Source organism: Nonomuraea rhodomycinica, assembly GCF_013363995.1.
GTDB classification, from domain to species: Bacteria; Actinomycetota; Actinomycetes; order Streptosporangiales; family Streptosporangiaceae; genus Nonomuraea; species Nonomuraea rhodomycinica.
Genome location: NZ_JABWGO010000013.1, coordinates 216,617 through 228,882, shown reverse-complemented (window position 1 = coordinate 228,882; position 12,266 = coordinate 216,617). Strand labels below are relative to the sequence as shown.

12 protein-coding genes are annotated in these 12,266 nt (G+C 75.3%); 6 read left to right on the top strand and 6 right to left on the bottom strand.

Annotated elements, in window-relative coordinates; genetic code table 11:
• The first annotated feature begins 80 nt into the window (after positions 1–80).
• The 3 genes from HT134_RS38250 (at position 81) to HT134_RS38240 (ending at position 2,344) form a co-directional block, all read left to right on the top strand.
• The gene (locus HT134_RS38250) at positions 81–1,175 is read left to right on the top strand and encodes a carboxylate-amine ligase (RefSeq protein WP_175605366.1); all 1,095 of its coding nucleotides are present in this window, start codon (positions 81–83) and stop codon (positions 1,173–1,175) included.
• Positions 1,176–1,262: 87 nt separating this feature from the next.
• A complete protein-coding gene (locus HT134_RS38245) occupies positions 1,263–2,138 on the top strand; it encodes a universal stress protein (RefSeq protein WP_246366275.1) in 876 nt (291 codons plus the stop codon).
• A complete protein-coding gene (locus HT134_RS38240) occupies positions 2,135–2,344 on the top strand; it encodes a DUF1918 domain-containing protein (RefSeq protein ID WP_175605365.1) in 210 nt (69 codons plus the stop codon). The genes HT134_RS38245 and HT134_RS38240 overlap by 4 nt, the downstream gene beginning before the upstream one ends.
• A gap of 9 nt (positions 2,345–2,353) precedes the next feature.
• Here HT134_RS38240 and HT134_RS38235 read toward each other — a convergent pair whose 3' ends face one another.
• From HT134_RS38235 to HT134_RS38225, 3 genes are read right to left on the bottom strand one after another with little or no spacing between them, the layout of a single operon-like run.
• Positions 2,354–3,367 carry a zinc-binding alcohol dehydrogenase family protein gene (locus tag HT134_RS38235; protein ID WP_246366274.1) on the bottom strand — a complete coding sequence of 338 codons (1,014 nt, stop codon included), beginning with the start codon at positions 3,365–3,367 and terminating at the stop codon, positions 2,354–2,356.
• 44 nt (positions 3,368–3,411) lie between these two features.
• Entirely contained in the window at positions 3,412–4,869 is a 1,458-nt protein-coding gene (locus tag HT134_RS38230) for a sensor histidine kinase (protein WP_175605364.1), read from the bottom strand.
• Positions 4,870–4,894: 25 nt separating this feature from the next.
• Positions 4,895–5,614, bottom strand: coding sequence for a response regulator transcription factor (locus tag HT134_RS38225; protein ID WP_281387859.1), 720 nt, complete (start codon positions 5,612–5,614; stop codon positions 4,895–4,897).
• 135 nt (positions 5,615–5,749) lie between these two features.
• Here HT134_RS38225 and HT134_RS38220 point away from each other — a divergent pair, with 135 nt between their 5' ends.
• The 3 genes from HT134_RS38220 to HT134_RS38210 are packed head-to-tail and all read left to right on the top strand — an operon-like array spanning position 5,750 to position 8,493.
• On the top strand, positions 5,750–7,111 hold the full coding sequence (locus HT134_RS38220; RefSeq protein ID WP_312888740.1) for a ferredoxin reductase family protein: 1,362 nt from the start codon (positions 5,750–5,752) through the stop codon (positions 7,109–7,111).
• Positions 7,112–7,150: 39 nt separating this feature from the next.
• Complete coding sequence (locus HT134_RS38215; protein WP_175605362.1) at positions 7,151–7,678, top strand: FMN-binding protein; 528 nt, start codon at positions 7,151–7,153, stop codon at positions 7,676–7,678.
• Entirely contained in the window at positions 7,675–8,493 is an 819-nt protein-coding gene (locus HT134_RS38210) for an FAD:protein FMN transferase (protein WP_312888739.1), read from the top strand. Before HT134_RS38215 ends, HT134_RS38210 begins: the two co-directional genes overlap by 4 nt.
• On the opposite strand, the gene HT134_RS38205 is transcribed toward HT134_RS38210, so the two are convergent.
• The 3 genes from HT134_RS38205 to HT134_RS38195 form a co-directional block, all read right to left on the bottom strand.
• Entirely contained in the window at positions 8,459–9,229 is a 771-nt protein-coding gene (locus tag HT134_RS38205; protein WP_175605361.1) for an alpha/beta fold hydrolase, read from the bottom strand. The genes HT134_RS38210 and HT134_RS38205 overlap by 35 nt on opposite strands.
• A 67-nt stretch (positions 9,230–9,296) precedes the next feature.
• On the bottom strand, positions 9,297–9,779 hold the full coding sequence (locus HT134_RS38200) for a hypothetical protein (protein WP_175605360.1): 483 nt from the start codon (positions 9,777–9,779) through the stop codon (positions 9,297–9,299).
• Positions 9,776–12,259: a molybdopterin oxidoreductase family protein gene (locus HT134_RS38195; protein ID WP_175605359.1), complete on the bottom strand. Its 2,484-nt coding sequence runs from the start codon at positions 12,257–12,259 to the stop codon at positions 9,776–9,778. Before HT134_RS38195 ends, HT134_RS38200 begins: the two co-directional genes overlap by 4 nt.
• Positions 12,260–12,266: the final 7 nt, after the last annotated feature.

Below are 12,266 nucleotides of genomic sequence, written 5' to 3'. Positions count from 1 at the left end.
AGAAGCCGCCGGAGAGGGTAGTTACCCCACACGGGCTCCCCCTCTGGCGCAACCGGCGTGACGGGCGAGGAGGTGACGCCATGGTCACCACCGCGGCGGTCCGGACCGCGGACCGGACGCTCACCGTGGGCGTGGAGGAGGAGTTCCTCCTCATGAACCGCGCCGACGGCGAACTGGCGCTGCTCGCGCCCCAGCTCATCGACCTCCTGGGCGACGACCACGTCAAACCCGAGGCCATGCGTTACCAGCTGGAGACCGTCACCTGCGTGTGCGGATGCCCGGAGGAGGCCGGCGGACAGCTGCGGACCCTCCGCCGCCGCGCGGCCCAGGCCGCGGCCGAGAACGGCTGCCATCTCGTCGCCTCCGGCGTCGCCCCGGGCCGCATGCCCGGCGCGTACGCCGTGACACCCGACCCCCGGTACCGGGAGCTGGCCAGGCGCTTCGGCCCGCTGCTGGCCTGCACCGGCACCTGCGGCTGCCACGTCCACGTCGGCATGCCCTCGCGCGAGCTGGGCGTCCAGGTGCTGACCCGGGTGCGGCCGTGGCTGGCCACGCTGCTCGCCGTCAGCGCCAACTCGCCGATCGCCAACGGCCGCGACACCGGGTGGCAGAGCAAGCGGTACCGGCGCTGGGCCCGCTGGCCCTCGGCCATGGCGCCCCGGGCGTGGCGGTCCACCGGCGACTACGACGCCGCCGTCAGCAGGCTGATCCGCCGGGGACACGCGATCGACGAGCGCGGCGTGTACTTCCACGCCCGGCTGTCCTGCCGCTACCCGACGATCGAACTGCGCATCATGGACGCCTGCCTGTCCGTGGACGACACCGTCCTGATCACCAGCCTGGCGCGGGCCGTCGTGGGGCTGGCCGTCGCCGAGGTGCGGGCCGGCGTGCCGATCAGGCGGATCGGCGACGTGCGGATCACCGCCGCGCTGAACGCCGCCGCCCACCACGGCCTGGCCGCCCCCACCCGCCACCCGTACACGGGCCGGGTGGTGAACCACGAGCGCATGCTGGAGACGCTGCTGGAGCGCATCCCGGACGCCGACCTGATCGAGGACCTGCTCCGGCGCGCCCGCGAACGCGGGACGGGCGCCGCGCGCCAGCGGGTGCTGTGGGCCGCGGCCGAGACGCCTCAGGAGTTCGCCCGCCTGCTGGCGGAGGCCACGGTCTCGTGAGCCCGGGTCCAAGGTCCCGCCGACGCGGGTCGTTCCGCTCTGACGGCCCCCGGGGCCCCGCCATGACGATGGAACGGGGTGAGAGCCATGACCATGACCGGAGCGTACGGGATCGTCGTAGGGTACGACGGCTCGGACTTCTCGATGCAGGCCCTCGACTGGGCCATGGACGAATGCGAGCTGCGCAAGCTGCCGCTGACGGTCGCCCACGCGTGGCGCTGGCCGTACGGCGAGGCCCCCGAGGAGGCCAGGCAGCACCTGCGCAAGGCCGCCGAGCACGTCCTGTACCACGGCGCGGAGTGCGCCCGCTCCTCCAGCACGATCGGCGACGTCGCCACCGACCTGTACGAGGGGTCGCCCGCCGAGCGGCTGGTCGAGCTGTCGGCCGAGGCCGACATGGTGGTGCTCGGCTGCCGCGGGCTCGGCGCGCTGGCCAGGTCGGTGGTGGGGTCCGTCACCGCCTACGTCGCCGCGCACGCGCACGCCCCGGTGATCGTCGTGCGCGGGCCCGGCCCGATCCCGGCCCTGGCCGAGCCCGGCCCCGTGGTGCTCGGGCTGAGCGAGGGCACGCCGGACGAGGCGGTGGAGTTCGCCCTGTCCGAGGCGGCGCTGCGGCAGCTCCGCCTGCTGGTGGTGCACGCCGTGCACCCGCTGCCGATGGCCTGGGGCGTCAGCGTGGCGCCCGAGCCCGACATCGAGGTCCTCGCCGCCGCGGCGCGCAAGGGCATGGACGAGCGGCTGGAGGCGTGGACCGCCCGCTATCCCGAGGTCACCATCGAGCGCCGGACCGTCGTCGCCGCGCCGAGGGAGGCGCTGCGGGCCGCGTCGGACGGCGCGACGCTGCTCGTCCTGGGCAGCGTGCGCAGCCGCCATCCCGCGCACCTGGGCGCGGTCGTGCCGGCCATGGCCGAGCACGCGTCCTGTCCGGTGGCGGTCGTCCCGGCTCCAAGGAGGACATCATGAGGGCAGCGGTGGGCGACCGGCTGGTCGTCGAGAACACCTACGGCGGAGAGCCGCGAAAGATCGGCGTCATCGTCGAGCTGCGCAACCTCGACGGCAGCCCGCCGTACGTGGTGCGCTGGGTGGACGCCGAGCACGAGACGCTCGTCTTCCCCGGCCCGGACGCCCACGTGGTGCCGAAGGGCGAGCGTGACCGCTCGTTCCGGTGAGCGGGGGCGTCAGGCGTCCATGTGCAGGACGGCCGCGCCGGTGATCCGGTCGGCGGCCAGGTCGGCGAGGGCCTGACCGGCCTGGTCCAGCGCGTACGGCACGGTCGTGACGTGCAGCGGGCTGCGGGCGGCGTGCTCCAGCAGGGCGCGGCCGTCGGCGCGGGTGTTGGCGGTGACGCTGCGCAGCGTGCGCTCCTGGAACAGGTGCTCCTGGTAGTTCAGGGGCGGGACGTCGGTCAGGTGGATGCCGGCCACGGCCAGCGTGCCGCCGCGGTCCAGGGCGGCCAGCGCCACCGGCACCAGGTCGCCCACGGGCGCGAACAGGATGGCGGCGTCCAGCGGCTCCGGCGGTGCGTCGTAGGCGTCGCCCGCCGAGGCGGCGCCCAGGTCGAGCGCCAGCCGCCGGGCCTCCGGCGCGCGGGTCAGCACGTGCACGGTCGCGCCCTGGGCGATGGCCACCTGGGCGGTCAGGTGCGCCGACGCGCCGAACCCGTACACGCCGAGCCGCCCGCCCGGCGGCAGCTCGGCGCGCAGCAGCGCCCGGTAGCCGATGATGCCCGCGCAGAGCAGCGGCGCGAGCTTCTCGGCCGGCGGATCGGCGGGGAGGGGGTGGACGAAGTCCTGGGGGGCGGTCAGGTACTGGGCGTAGCCGCCGTCGGCGTCCCAGCCGGTGTAGCGCGAGCGGGGGCACAGGTTCTCGGCGCCGCGGCGGCAGTAGCGGCAGACGCCGCAGGTCGAGCGGAGCCACGCCACGCCCACGCGGGCGCCGTCGGGGAGGTCGGCGCCGGGGCCGCGGCCCACGACCCGGCCCACGACCTCGTGCCCGGGGACGGTGCGGGGGCGGCGCGGGGTCAGGTCGCCCTCCGCCAGGTGCAGATCGGTGCGGCAGACGGCGCACACCTCGACCTCGACCAGCACCTCGCCGGGCCCCGGCTCGGGGACGGGGAGCCGCACGCGCTCCAGCGGGCCGCCGGCCACGGGCCCCGGCCGGGCCACCACCCACGCCGTCATCGTCTCCGCCATACTCCCATGGTCACACGCCCGCCCTCCGCGCCGTCGGCGGAGCGTCACGAGGGCGGGGCCGTGTCCGCCTCCACCGGGGGCGGCTCGGCGGGCAGGCGGATCCAGAAGGCCGTGCCGCCCGGCCCGCCGTCCACTCCGGCCGTCCCCCCGTGCGCGGACACCACCGCGCGCACGATCGCCAGCCCGAGCCCCGTGCCGCCGGAGGCGCGCGAGCGGTCCTTGTCCACCCGGGAGAACCGCTCGAAGATCTCCTCCCGCAGCTCCGCCGGGATGCCCGGCCCGTCGTCGGCGACGGTCAGCTCGGCGCCGTCCGGCAGCGGACGCACGGAGACCGTCACGGTGGTGCCCGCCGGCGTGTGGACGCGGGCGTTGGCCAGCAGGTTCGCCACGACCTGGTGGATGCGGGGCGCGTCGCCGGTGACCGTGACGGGCTCCTGCGGCAGCTCCAGCCGCCACCGGTGGTCCGGCCCGGCGGCGCGGGCGTCGCCCGTCGCCTCGATGGCCAGGCGGGTCAGGTCCACCTCGCCGCGCGCCAGGGGCCGGCCCGCGTCCAGCCGGGCGAGCAGCAGCAGGTCCTCCACCAGCTCGCCCATCCGGCCCGACTCGGCGTCGATCCGGTCCAGGGCGTGGCGGACGGAGCCCGGCATGGGCTCGGTGACGCGCAGAGCCAGCTCGGCGTGCCCGCGGATGGCGGTCAGCGGGGTGCGCAGCTCGTGGCTGGCGTCGGCGGCGAAGGCGCGCAGCCGCTGCTCCACCGCGTGCCGGCGGCCCAGGGCGTCGGCCACGTGCCCCAGCATCCGGTTCAGGGCCGCGCCCACCTGGCCCGTCTCGGTCCGCGGGTCGGTGTCGGGCACCCGTTCGGCGAGCGTCACCTCCCCGCTGGCCAGCGGCAGCTCGGCCACCCGGCGCGCGGTCGCCGTCACCCGGTCGAGCGGGCGCAGCGCCAGCCGTACCCACACCGCGCCGGCCACGCCGGTGACGGCCAGCGCGGCGGCGAACAGCACGGCCTCGAACAGCTGCAGCCGGTGCATCGTCTCCTCCGCCTCGTGCAGCGGCAGCCCGGTGATCAGCACGTCGCCGTCCGCCCCCGGCAGCGCGAGGACCCGGTAGTCGTCCAGCACCCCGAGGTCGACCGTGCGGGGCACCCCGTCGGCCGGTACGGCCCGCAGCACGGCCTGGTCCTCCGCCGTCAGGCGCGGCTCGGCCCCGTACCTGGAGGCGACCACGGCCGCGTCCGTGACCGTGCCGTTCAGCAGCCGGACGCCCAGCGTGCCGCGCGCCTGCCCCCGGGTGTCGCCCCGGTCCCTGGACTCCTCGCCGCGCTCCAGGCTCGCCGGGAACCGGCCGCCCGCGCTGACGAGCTGCTGGTCCACGCGTTCGAGCAGGAAGTGCTCCATCGCCACGGAGGTGGCGACGCCGACGGCCGCGCAGGCGAGCGCCAGCAGCACCAGCAGCCCCGCGATCAGCCTGCCGCGCAGCGTCCGCGGCACCGGCGCCCTCACGGTCGGCCCGCCTTCCCCGACCGGCTCATGGCTTGAGCACGTAGCCGACGCCGCGCACGGTGTGGATGAGCGGGACGCGGCCGGCGTCGATCTTCTTGCGCAGGTAGCTGATGTACAGCTCCACCACGTGCGCCTGCCCGCCGAAGTCGTACGACCAGACGTCGTCGAGGATCCGCGCCTTGCTCAGCACCACGCGCGGGTTGCACATGAGCAGCCGCAGCAGCTCGAACTCGGTCGGCGTCAGGTCGATCAGGGTCCCGCCCCTGGTCACCTCGCGCGCCTCCTCGTCCATCACCAGGTCGCCGACCACGAGGCGGCTGCCGTTGCCGGCGCGGGCCATCCCGGCGCGGCGCAGCAGGCCACGCAGCCGCGCCACCACCTCGTCCAGGCTGAACGGCTTGGTCACGTAGTCGTCGCCGCCCGCCGTGATGCCCGCCACGCGGTCCTCCACGGCGTCGCGCGCGGTCAGGAACAGCACGCAGACCTCGGGGGCGTCCTGCCTGATGCGGCGCATCACCTCCAGACCGTCGAAGCCGGGCAGCATCACGTCCAGCACCACGGCGTCGGGACGGAAGCCGTCCGCCGCCCGCACCGCCGAGGGGCCGTCGCCGGCCGAGCGGACCTCCCACCCCTCCTGGCGCAGCACCTCTTCCAGGACCTCGACGATGTCCGGCTCGTCGTCCACGACGAGCACGCGGATCGGCGCGCCGTCCGGACGCGTCATCGTCGTCATCTCCACCCCCATGCCCCACAACATATGCGCCGCCTCTGAGACTCCTCTGAAATGTCCCCGGACGGGGTCTTTCAGAGGAGTCTCAGAGGTTCGGCTGGCACGGTTCAGACCGACGCGAGCAGCGTACGAGCGACGCGAGGAGGATCCGTGACCACCGCCTACGCCCCCGCCCGGGTGTCCGGGCCGCCGGCCCCGGCGCCCCGGCGCGCCGTCGTGGCCCGCCCCGGACCGGTGCTCGCCCTCATCGGGCTGGGCGCGCTGGCCGTCGTCGCGCTGTGGTGGCGCGACACGCCGTACGTGGCGGGCGCCGACGGCTGGCTCACCAACGGCGCCCGCGTCACCGGCCTGCTCGCCGGGTACGCGCTGGCCGTCCTGATCGGGCTCATGGCCCGGGTGCCGGCCCTGGAGCACGGCGTCGGCACCGACCGGCTCACCCGCTGGCACGCCATGGGCGGCAGGTACGTCGTCGGGCTCGCGGTCGCGCACACCCTCACGGTCGTCTGGGGGTACGCGCTGGCCGACCGGACCGGCGTGGTGGACGAGACGGTCACGATGGTGCTGACCTTCCCCGACATGCTCAAGGCCACCGTCGCCGTGCTGCTGCTCGTCGGCACCGGGATCGTCTCGGCCCGCGCGGCGCGCCGCCGGCTGCGCTACGAGACCTGGTACCACCTGCACTTCTACACGTACCTGGTCGCCTGGCTGGCGTTCGGGCACCAGCTCGCCACCGGGGCCGAGTTCACGGGCGACGCCGTGGCCAGGGTCGCCTGGTACGCGCTCTACCTCGGGGTGGCGGCGCTGGTCGGCTGGTACCGGTTCCTCGGGCCGGTCCGGCTGTGGCTGCGGCACCGGCCGCGCGTCGCCGCGGTGACCCGGGAGGGGCCCGGCGTGGTCTCCGTCCACCTCACCGGGCGGGGCCTGGAGCGGTTGCGGGCCGAGCCGGGCCAGTTCTTCCGCTGGCGCTTCCTCACCCGGGACCTGTGGTGGTCGGCCAACCCGTACTCGCTGTCGGCCGCGCCGGGCGGGACGCTGCGGATCACGGTCAAGGCGCTGGGCGACCACAGCGCCGCCCTCACCAGGCTGCGGCCCGGCACTCCCGTGGTCATCGAGGGCCCGTACGGCGGTCTCACCGGCCGCCTGCGCCGCAGCGGCAAGGCGCTGCTGATCGCCGGCGGGGTCGGGATCACGCCGCTGCGGGCGCTGTTCGAGACGCTGCCGGGCGAGGTGACCCTGCTCTACCGGGCCCGCACCGAGGCCGACCTGGTGCTGCGGGAGGAGCTGGAGCGGATCGCGGTCGCCCGCGGCGCCCGGCTGTTCCTGTCCACCGGGCCGCGCGACGAGGCGGAGCCGCTGTTCGACCCGGCCGTGCTCGCCCGCCTGGCGCCCGGCCTGCCGGAGCACGACGTGTACGTGTGCGGGCCGCCCGCGATGACGCGGGCCGCGATCGCGGCGGTGCGCGCCGCCGGGGTGCCGGCCCGCCGCGTCCACCACGAGTCGTTCACGTTCTAGGAAGTTCCAGGAAGTTCCAGAGGTTCAGGGGGAGTCCCGATGCGAAGGGCGTTGCTCGCCATCGTCGTCACGGCCGCGGGCCTGGTGCTGCTGTTGTCGTTCAAGCCGCACCAGGTCACCGACGCCGGCGCGCCCCCGGCCGCGGTCGCCCAGGCCCCGGCCGGCCGCTCCGGCGAGTCCAGGGAGTCCGGCGACTCGGATACGACGGGCGACTCCGGCACCACCGGCGACTCCGCCACGACCGGCACGACCGGCAAGGCCGACACGTCCGGCGGCTCCGGCGCCGCCGCCGGGCGGACCTACACCGGCGACGCCGCCGACACCCGGTGGGGCCCGGTGCAGGTGCGCATCACCGTCGCCGGCAAGAAGATCACCCACGTCGAGGTGGTCCAGGCGCCCGACACCAACCACCGCGACATCGAGATCAACCAGCGCGCCCTGCCCGTCCTCCAGCAGGAGACCCTGTCGGCCCAGAGCGCGCGGATCGACACCGTCTCCGGCGCCACGTACACCAGCGAGGGCTACGTCGCCTCCCTCCAGAGCGCCATCGACCGGGCGGGCCTGTGACCGCCCGCGCCGCCCTCGCCACGCGGCACGTCGAGCACGTCATGGGCACCGTGTTCTCCTTCGACGTCCGGGGGACGGACGACCCGGAGGGCGTCGGCCGGGCGGTCGCCTGGCTGCACCACGTGGACGCCGTCTTCTCCACCTACCGCGACGACAGCCCGGTCAGCCGGCTCGGCCGCGGCGAGATCGCCCTCGCCGACTGCCCCGCCGAGGTGGCCGAGGTGCTCGGCCTGTGCGCGCGGGTCGAGCGGGACACCGGCGGCTACTTCACCGCCCGGCCCCCCGGGGGCGGCCTCGACCCGTCCGGACTGGTCAAGGGCTGGGCGATCGAGCGCGCGTCCGGCCTGCTCACGGCCGCGGGAGCGCCTCGGCACACCGTGAACGGCGGAGGAGACGTCCGGCTCGGCGCCGCACCGGAGCCGGGCCGTCCCTGGCGCGTCGGCGTCGCCGCCCCGCCCACGGCTGCCGGCCGTCCGGCGGCTGACGCGCTGGCGACCGTGGTCGCCGGATCCGACCTGGCGGTCGCCACCTCGGGCACGGCCGAGCGCGGTCACCACATCGTGGACCCGCACACCGGCCGCCCCGCCACCGCCCTCGCCTCCGTCACCCTCGTCGGCCCCCGCCTCACGACCGTGGACGCCTACGCGACCGCCGCCTTCGCCATGGGGCAGGCGGCCCGCGACTGGGTGGAGGACATGGACGACCTGGAGGCGCTGGCGGTCACGGCCACGGGGGAGACGTGGCGGACCAGCGGCTTCCACCGCCATGTGCCGCCGGAACTCAGAGGATTCCTGCCCGCTTGGCCGCCCCGCTGATGAGCGCGGCCGTCAGCCCGCCGTGCTGGTACGGGAAGGCGTGCGACCCCGGCACGGTCACCGACCGCCCGTCGGCGGCCGCCGCGGCCAGCCGGTCCGCCCACGGCTGGGGCGAGAACGCGTCGTGGACGCCCCGGGCGACGACCATCGGGCACGCCACGGCCGGCACCAGCTTCTCCGGCTCGTCCTCCTGCGCCGTGCGCACGAAACGGGCCAGCGCCTTCAGCCCCGCCCTCCGGTAGTACGGCATCGTCGCCTTGAGCAGGCCCGCCGGCTCGTGCCCGGTCGTGCGGACGTACGGCAGCAGCAGGCCGGAGCCGGTGCGCAGGCTGGGCGGGAACGTCGGCCCGAGCAGGACCAGCGCCCGCACCAGTTCAGGCCGCTCGGCGGCGATCCGGAGCGCGACCTGCGCCCCGGTCGAGTGCCCGGCCAGCACCACCGGCCCGGCCGGCACGCTCTCCAGCCACCGCGTGACCAGCTCCGTCACGGCGGGCAGCTCGGGCGGGCACGACCACGGCGGGCGCCGCCCGAACCCGGGCACGTCCAGCAGGAACGAGCGCGCCCACGGGCCGCACCCGGCCAGCGTGTCGAACAGGTAGCCGAGGGCTCCCAGCCCGGGGACGACGACCACGGTCCGGCGGTCGGGGTTCTCCCGTCCCGTCTCGAGACTGCGCACCCGCGACCCTCCGGCCCCGTCCCAGCGCTCGTCCACGTGCACCCGTCCCAAGTCCGTCACCCACTCGTCCGTGTCCCGCCTTTCCCCGTCCCAACGTCGCGGACGGCCCGCCCGTTCCGCGGCCGGCTCAGCTCACCAGGGCCTGGGTGGCCGACTCCTTCAGCCGGGCGTTGGCCCAGCGCACCTGGCGCAGCGTCTGCGGATGGCACCGCTCGGCCAGCTCCAGCAGCTCCTTCTGCCGCGCGCCCTGCGCCCCCTGGGCCAGCAGCTCCCAGTCCAGCGACACCCCCGACGCGACCCGGTACAGGTGGCGCAGGTCCGCCAGCAGGAGCAGCCCCGGCTCCTTGCGGCGGCCCAGCCACTCGGCGGCCTTCTCCCGGACCCGCTCGGCCACCGTGGACTCACCCGCCGGCTCCGCGTCCAGCTTCACGCCGTAGTCCGCGCCGATCCGCGCCAGCTCCCGCACGTGGTCGTGGCACCACCGGACGAGGTCGCGGGCCACGTGGTAGGTCTCGTGGTCGGCCTTGTGCCGCTCCGAGAGCCGCAGCAGGACGTGGGCCAGCTCGTTCTCGGAGCGGTGCAGCTCCTTGATCACCAGGTCCAGCTTCATCGCGCGCCTCCCGACGCCGCCACGGACTCCTCCGCCTCCGCCTCGGCCCCGCCGAGCGTGGCGGGCACCGCGTCCTCCGGCCCGGCCGGCCGGGACGCGGTGGTCGTCGGCGCCGGCGCGGGCATTCCCCGGCCGCGCTCGACCAGCGAGACGCGCGCCGCCGAGGTCTTGAACAGCGGCTGCTTGGAGACGGGGTCCCAGTCGGTGACGGTGGCCTCGTTCGCCGCCCGCCCCATGCCCTTGTCGGGGCCCTTCTCCGGGTCGTAGGCATCCGGCCGGTCCCAGTAGCCGTAGTGGAACGGCAGGAACAGCACGCCGTCGCGGATCCCGCCGACCCGCAGCCGCGCCTGGACGGCGCCCCGCCGCGTCGCCACCTCCAGCAGGTCGCCCTCGGCGAAGCCGAGCCGCTTGGCGTCGGCCGCCGACATCTCCACCCACACCTCGGGAGCCGCCCGCTGGAGCTGCGGGGCGCGCGCCGTCTTGGTGCGGGTGTGGAAGTGGTAGAGCGTGCGCCCCGTCGTCAGGGCGAACGGGAACTCCTCGTCCGGCGGCTCGTGCGGCGGGATGTACTCGGCCGCCTTGATGATCGCCTTGCCCTCCGGGTTGAGCGCCTTGTACTCCGTCGGGGACAGCGGCGCGCCCGTGACCAGGTCGCGGCCGTAGTCCTCGCAGACCTCCGGCGCGCTCCAGAACGCGCCGTCCGCGTAGAGCCGCTCGGTGCCGTCGGGGTGGGCGTCGTCGCACGGCCACGGCACGCCGCTGCCGTCGCGCAGCTTCTCGTACGACAGGCCGCTGTAGTCGCACGGCCGCCCGCGCGAGCACTCCTTCCACCCCTCGAACGCGCCCTCCGGGTCGCTCCACTTCACCAGCGGCGCCCCGTCCTTGTCGCGCAGGTCGAGGCGGCGCGCGAAGTCGAGGAAGATGTCCAGGTCGGGACGGGCCTCACCGGGCGGGTCCACGGCCTTCTCCGACAGGTGGACGGTGCGGTCGGCGTTGGTGAACGTGCCGGTCTTCTCGCCCCACGTCGCGGCCGGGAGCACCACGTCGGCCAGCTCGGCCGTCTCCGACAGGAAGATGTCCTGCACCACCAGGAACAGCCGCTCCTGGGCCAGGATCGAGCGGATCCGGTGCAGCTCCGGCAGCGACACGGCCGGGTTCGTGCCGGAGACGTACAGGAACCGGATCGACCCCTCCTCCATGTAGCGGAACATCTGCATGGCGTGGGTGGGCGGCGAGTAGTGCGGGATGGCGAGCTGGTCGACGTTCCAGATCCGCGCCAGCTCCGCCACGTGCGCGTCGTTGGACCAGTTGCGGAAGCCCGGCAGGTCGCCGTCGGCGCCGCACTCGCGGGTGTTCTGGGCCGTGGGCTGGCCGTTCATCTGCAGCAGGCCGCAGCCGGGCCGGCCCAGCATGCCGCGTACCAGGTGGACGTTGTTGACCTGCACCGATGCGGCGGTGGCCTGGTGCGACTGGTAGAAGCCCTGCAGGACGGTGGACAGCAGGCGGTCGGCGGTGCCGATCAGCCGGGCGGCCTCGCGCAGCCTGCCGGCCGGCACGTCGCAGATCCGCGCCGCCTCCTCGGCGGGGTAGTCCGCCACCCGCTCGCGCAGCTCCTCGAAGCCGACCACGTGCTCGCGCAGGTAGTCCTCGTCGATCCAGCCGTTGGCGATGATCTCGTGCAGCAGGCCGTTCATCAGCGCGACGTTCGTGCCGGGGCGGTTGGCCAGGTGCACGGTCGCGGCCCGGGCGGCGGGCGTCTCGCGCGGGTCGACGCAGATCAGCGCGGGCGGGTTCGGCCCGGCGAGCCGGTCGAGGATCCGCGCCCACAGCACGGTCTGGGTCTCGGCCACGTTGTGGCCGTACAGCGCGATCACGTCGGCGTGGTCCACGTCGGCGTACGAGCCGGGCTGCCCGTCGCTGCCGAACGACTCCTTCAGCGCGGCCGCCGCCGTGGCCGTGCACAGCCGGGTGTTGCCGTCCACGTGATTCGTGCCGATGCCGCCGTGCGCGATGAGGCCGAGCGTGTAGTACTCCTCCAGGAAGAGCTGGCCGGTGGTGTAGAAGGCGAGCGCGCTCGGGCCCTGCTCGTCGAGCAGCTCCTTGGCCCGGCCCGCGACGCGTTCCATCGCGGTGTCCCAGTCCGCCTCGACCAGCCGGCCGCCCTCGCGCACGAGGGGCCTGGTCAGCCGGTCCGGCGAGTGGTTGGCCTGCCAGCCGTACAGGTCCTTGGGCCCCAGCCGGCCGCGGTTGACCCGGTCGGCGGCGCGGCCCCGGACCCCCACGATGCGGCCGTCCCTGACCGCGATGTCCAGGGCGTCGCCGTTGCTGTGCAGGATCGACGCGCTCTGCACCCAGCGCTCCACGTCCTGCTCGCCGACTCCCTCCTGGAGGAAGCGGTCCACGCGCACCGGCCACTCGTTCCCGGCCCCGTACGGCGTGCGCGTGCCCCACGGCTCGGCGATCCTGTCGACTCTCGGCATGCCGCCC

Bases quoted from the DNA above. Each gene is read 5' to 3' on its own strand.
- HT134_RS38250 (WP_175605366.1), top strand. From the start codon at position 81: ATGGTCACCACCGCGGCGGTCCGGACCGCGGACCGGACGCTCACCGTG.
- HT134_RS38245 (WP_246366275.1), top strand. From the start codon at position 1,263: ATGACCATGACCGGAGCGTACGGGATCGTCGTAGGGTACGACGGCTCG.
- HT134_RS38240 (WP_175605365.1), top strand. From the start codon at position 2,135: ATGAGGGCAGCGGTGGGCGACCGGCTGGTCGTCGAGAACACCTACGGC.
- HT134_RS38235 (WP_246366274.1), bottom strand. From the start codon at position 3,367: ATGGCGGAGACGATGACGGCGTGGGTGGTGGCCCGGCCGGGGCCCGTG.
- HT134_RS38225 (WP_281387859.1), bottom strand. From the start codon at position 5,614: ATGGGGGTGGAGATGACGACGATGACGCGTCCGGACGGCGCGCCGATC.
- HT134_RS38215 (WP_175605362.1), top strand. From the start codon at position 7,151: ATGCGAAGGGCGTTGCTCGCCATCGTCGTCACGGCCGCGGGCCTGGTG.
- HT134_RS38200 (WP_175605360.1), bottom strand. From the start codon at position 9,779: ATGAAGCTGGACCTGGTGATCAAGGAGCTGCACCGCTCCGAGAACGAG.
- HT134_RS38195 (WP_175605359.1), bottom strand. From the start codon at position 12,259: ATGCCGAGAGTCGACAGGATCGCCGAGCCGTGGGGCACGCGCACGCCG.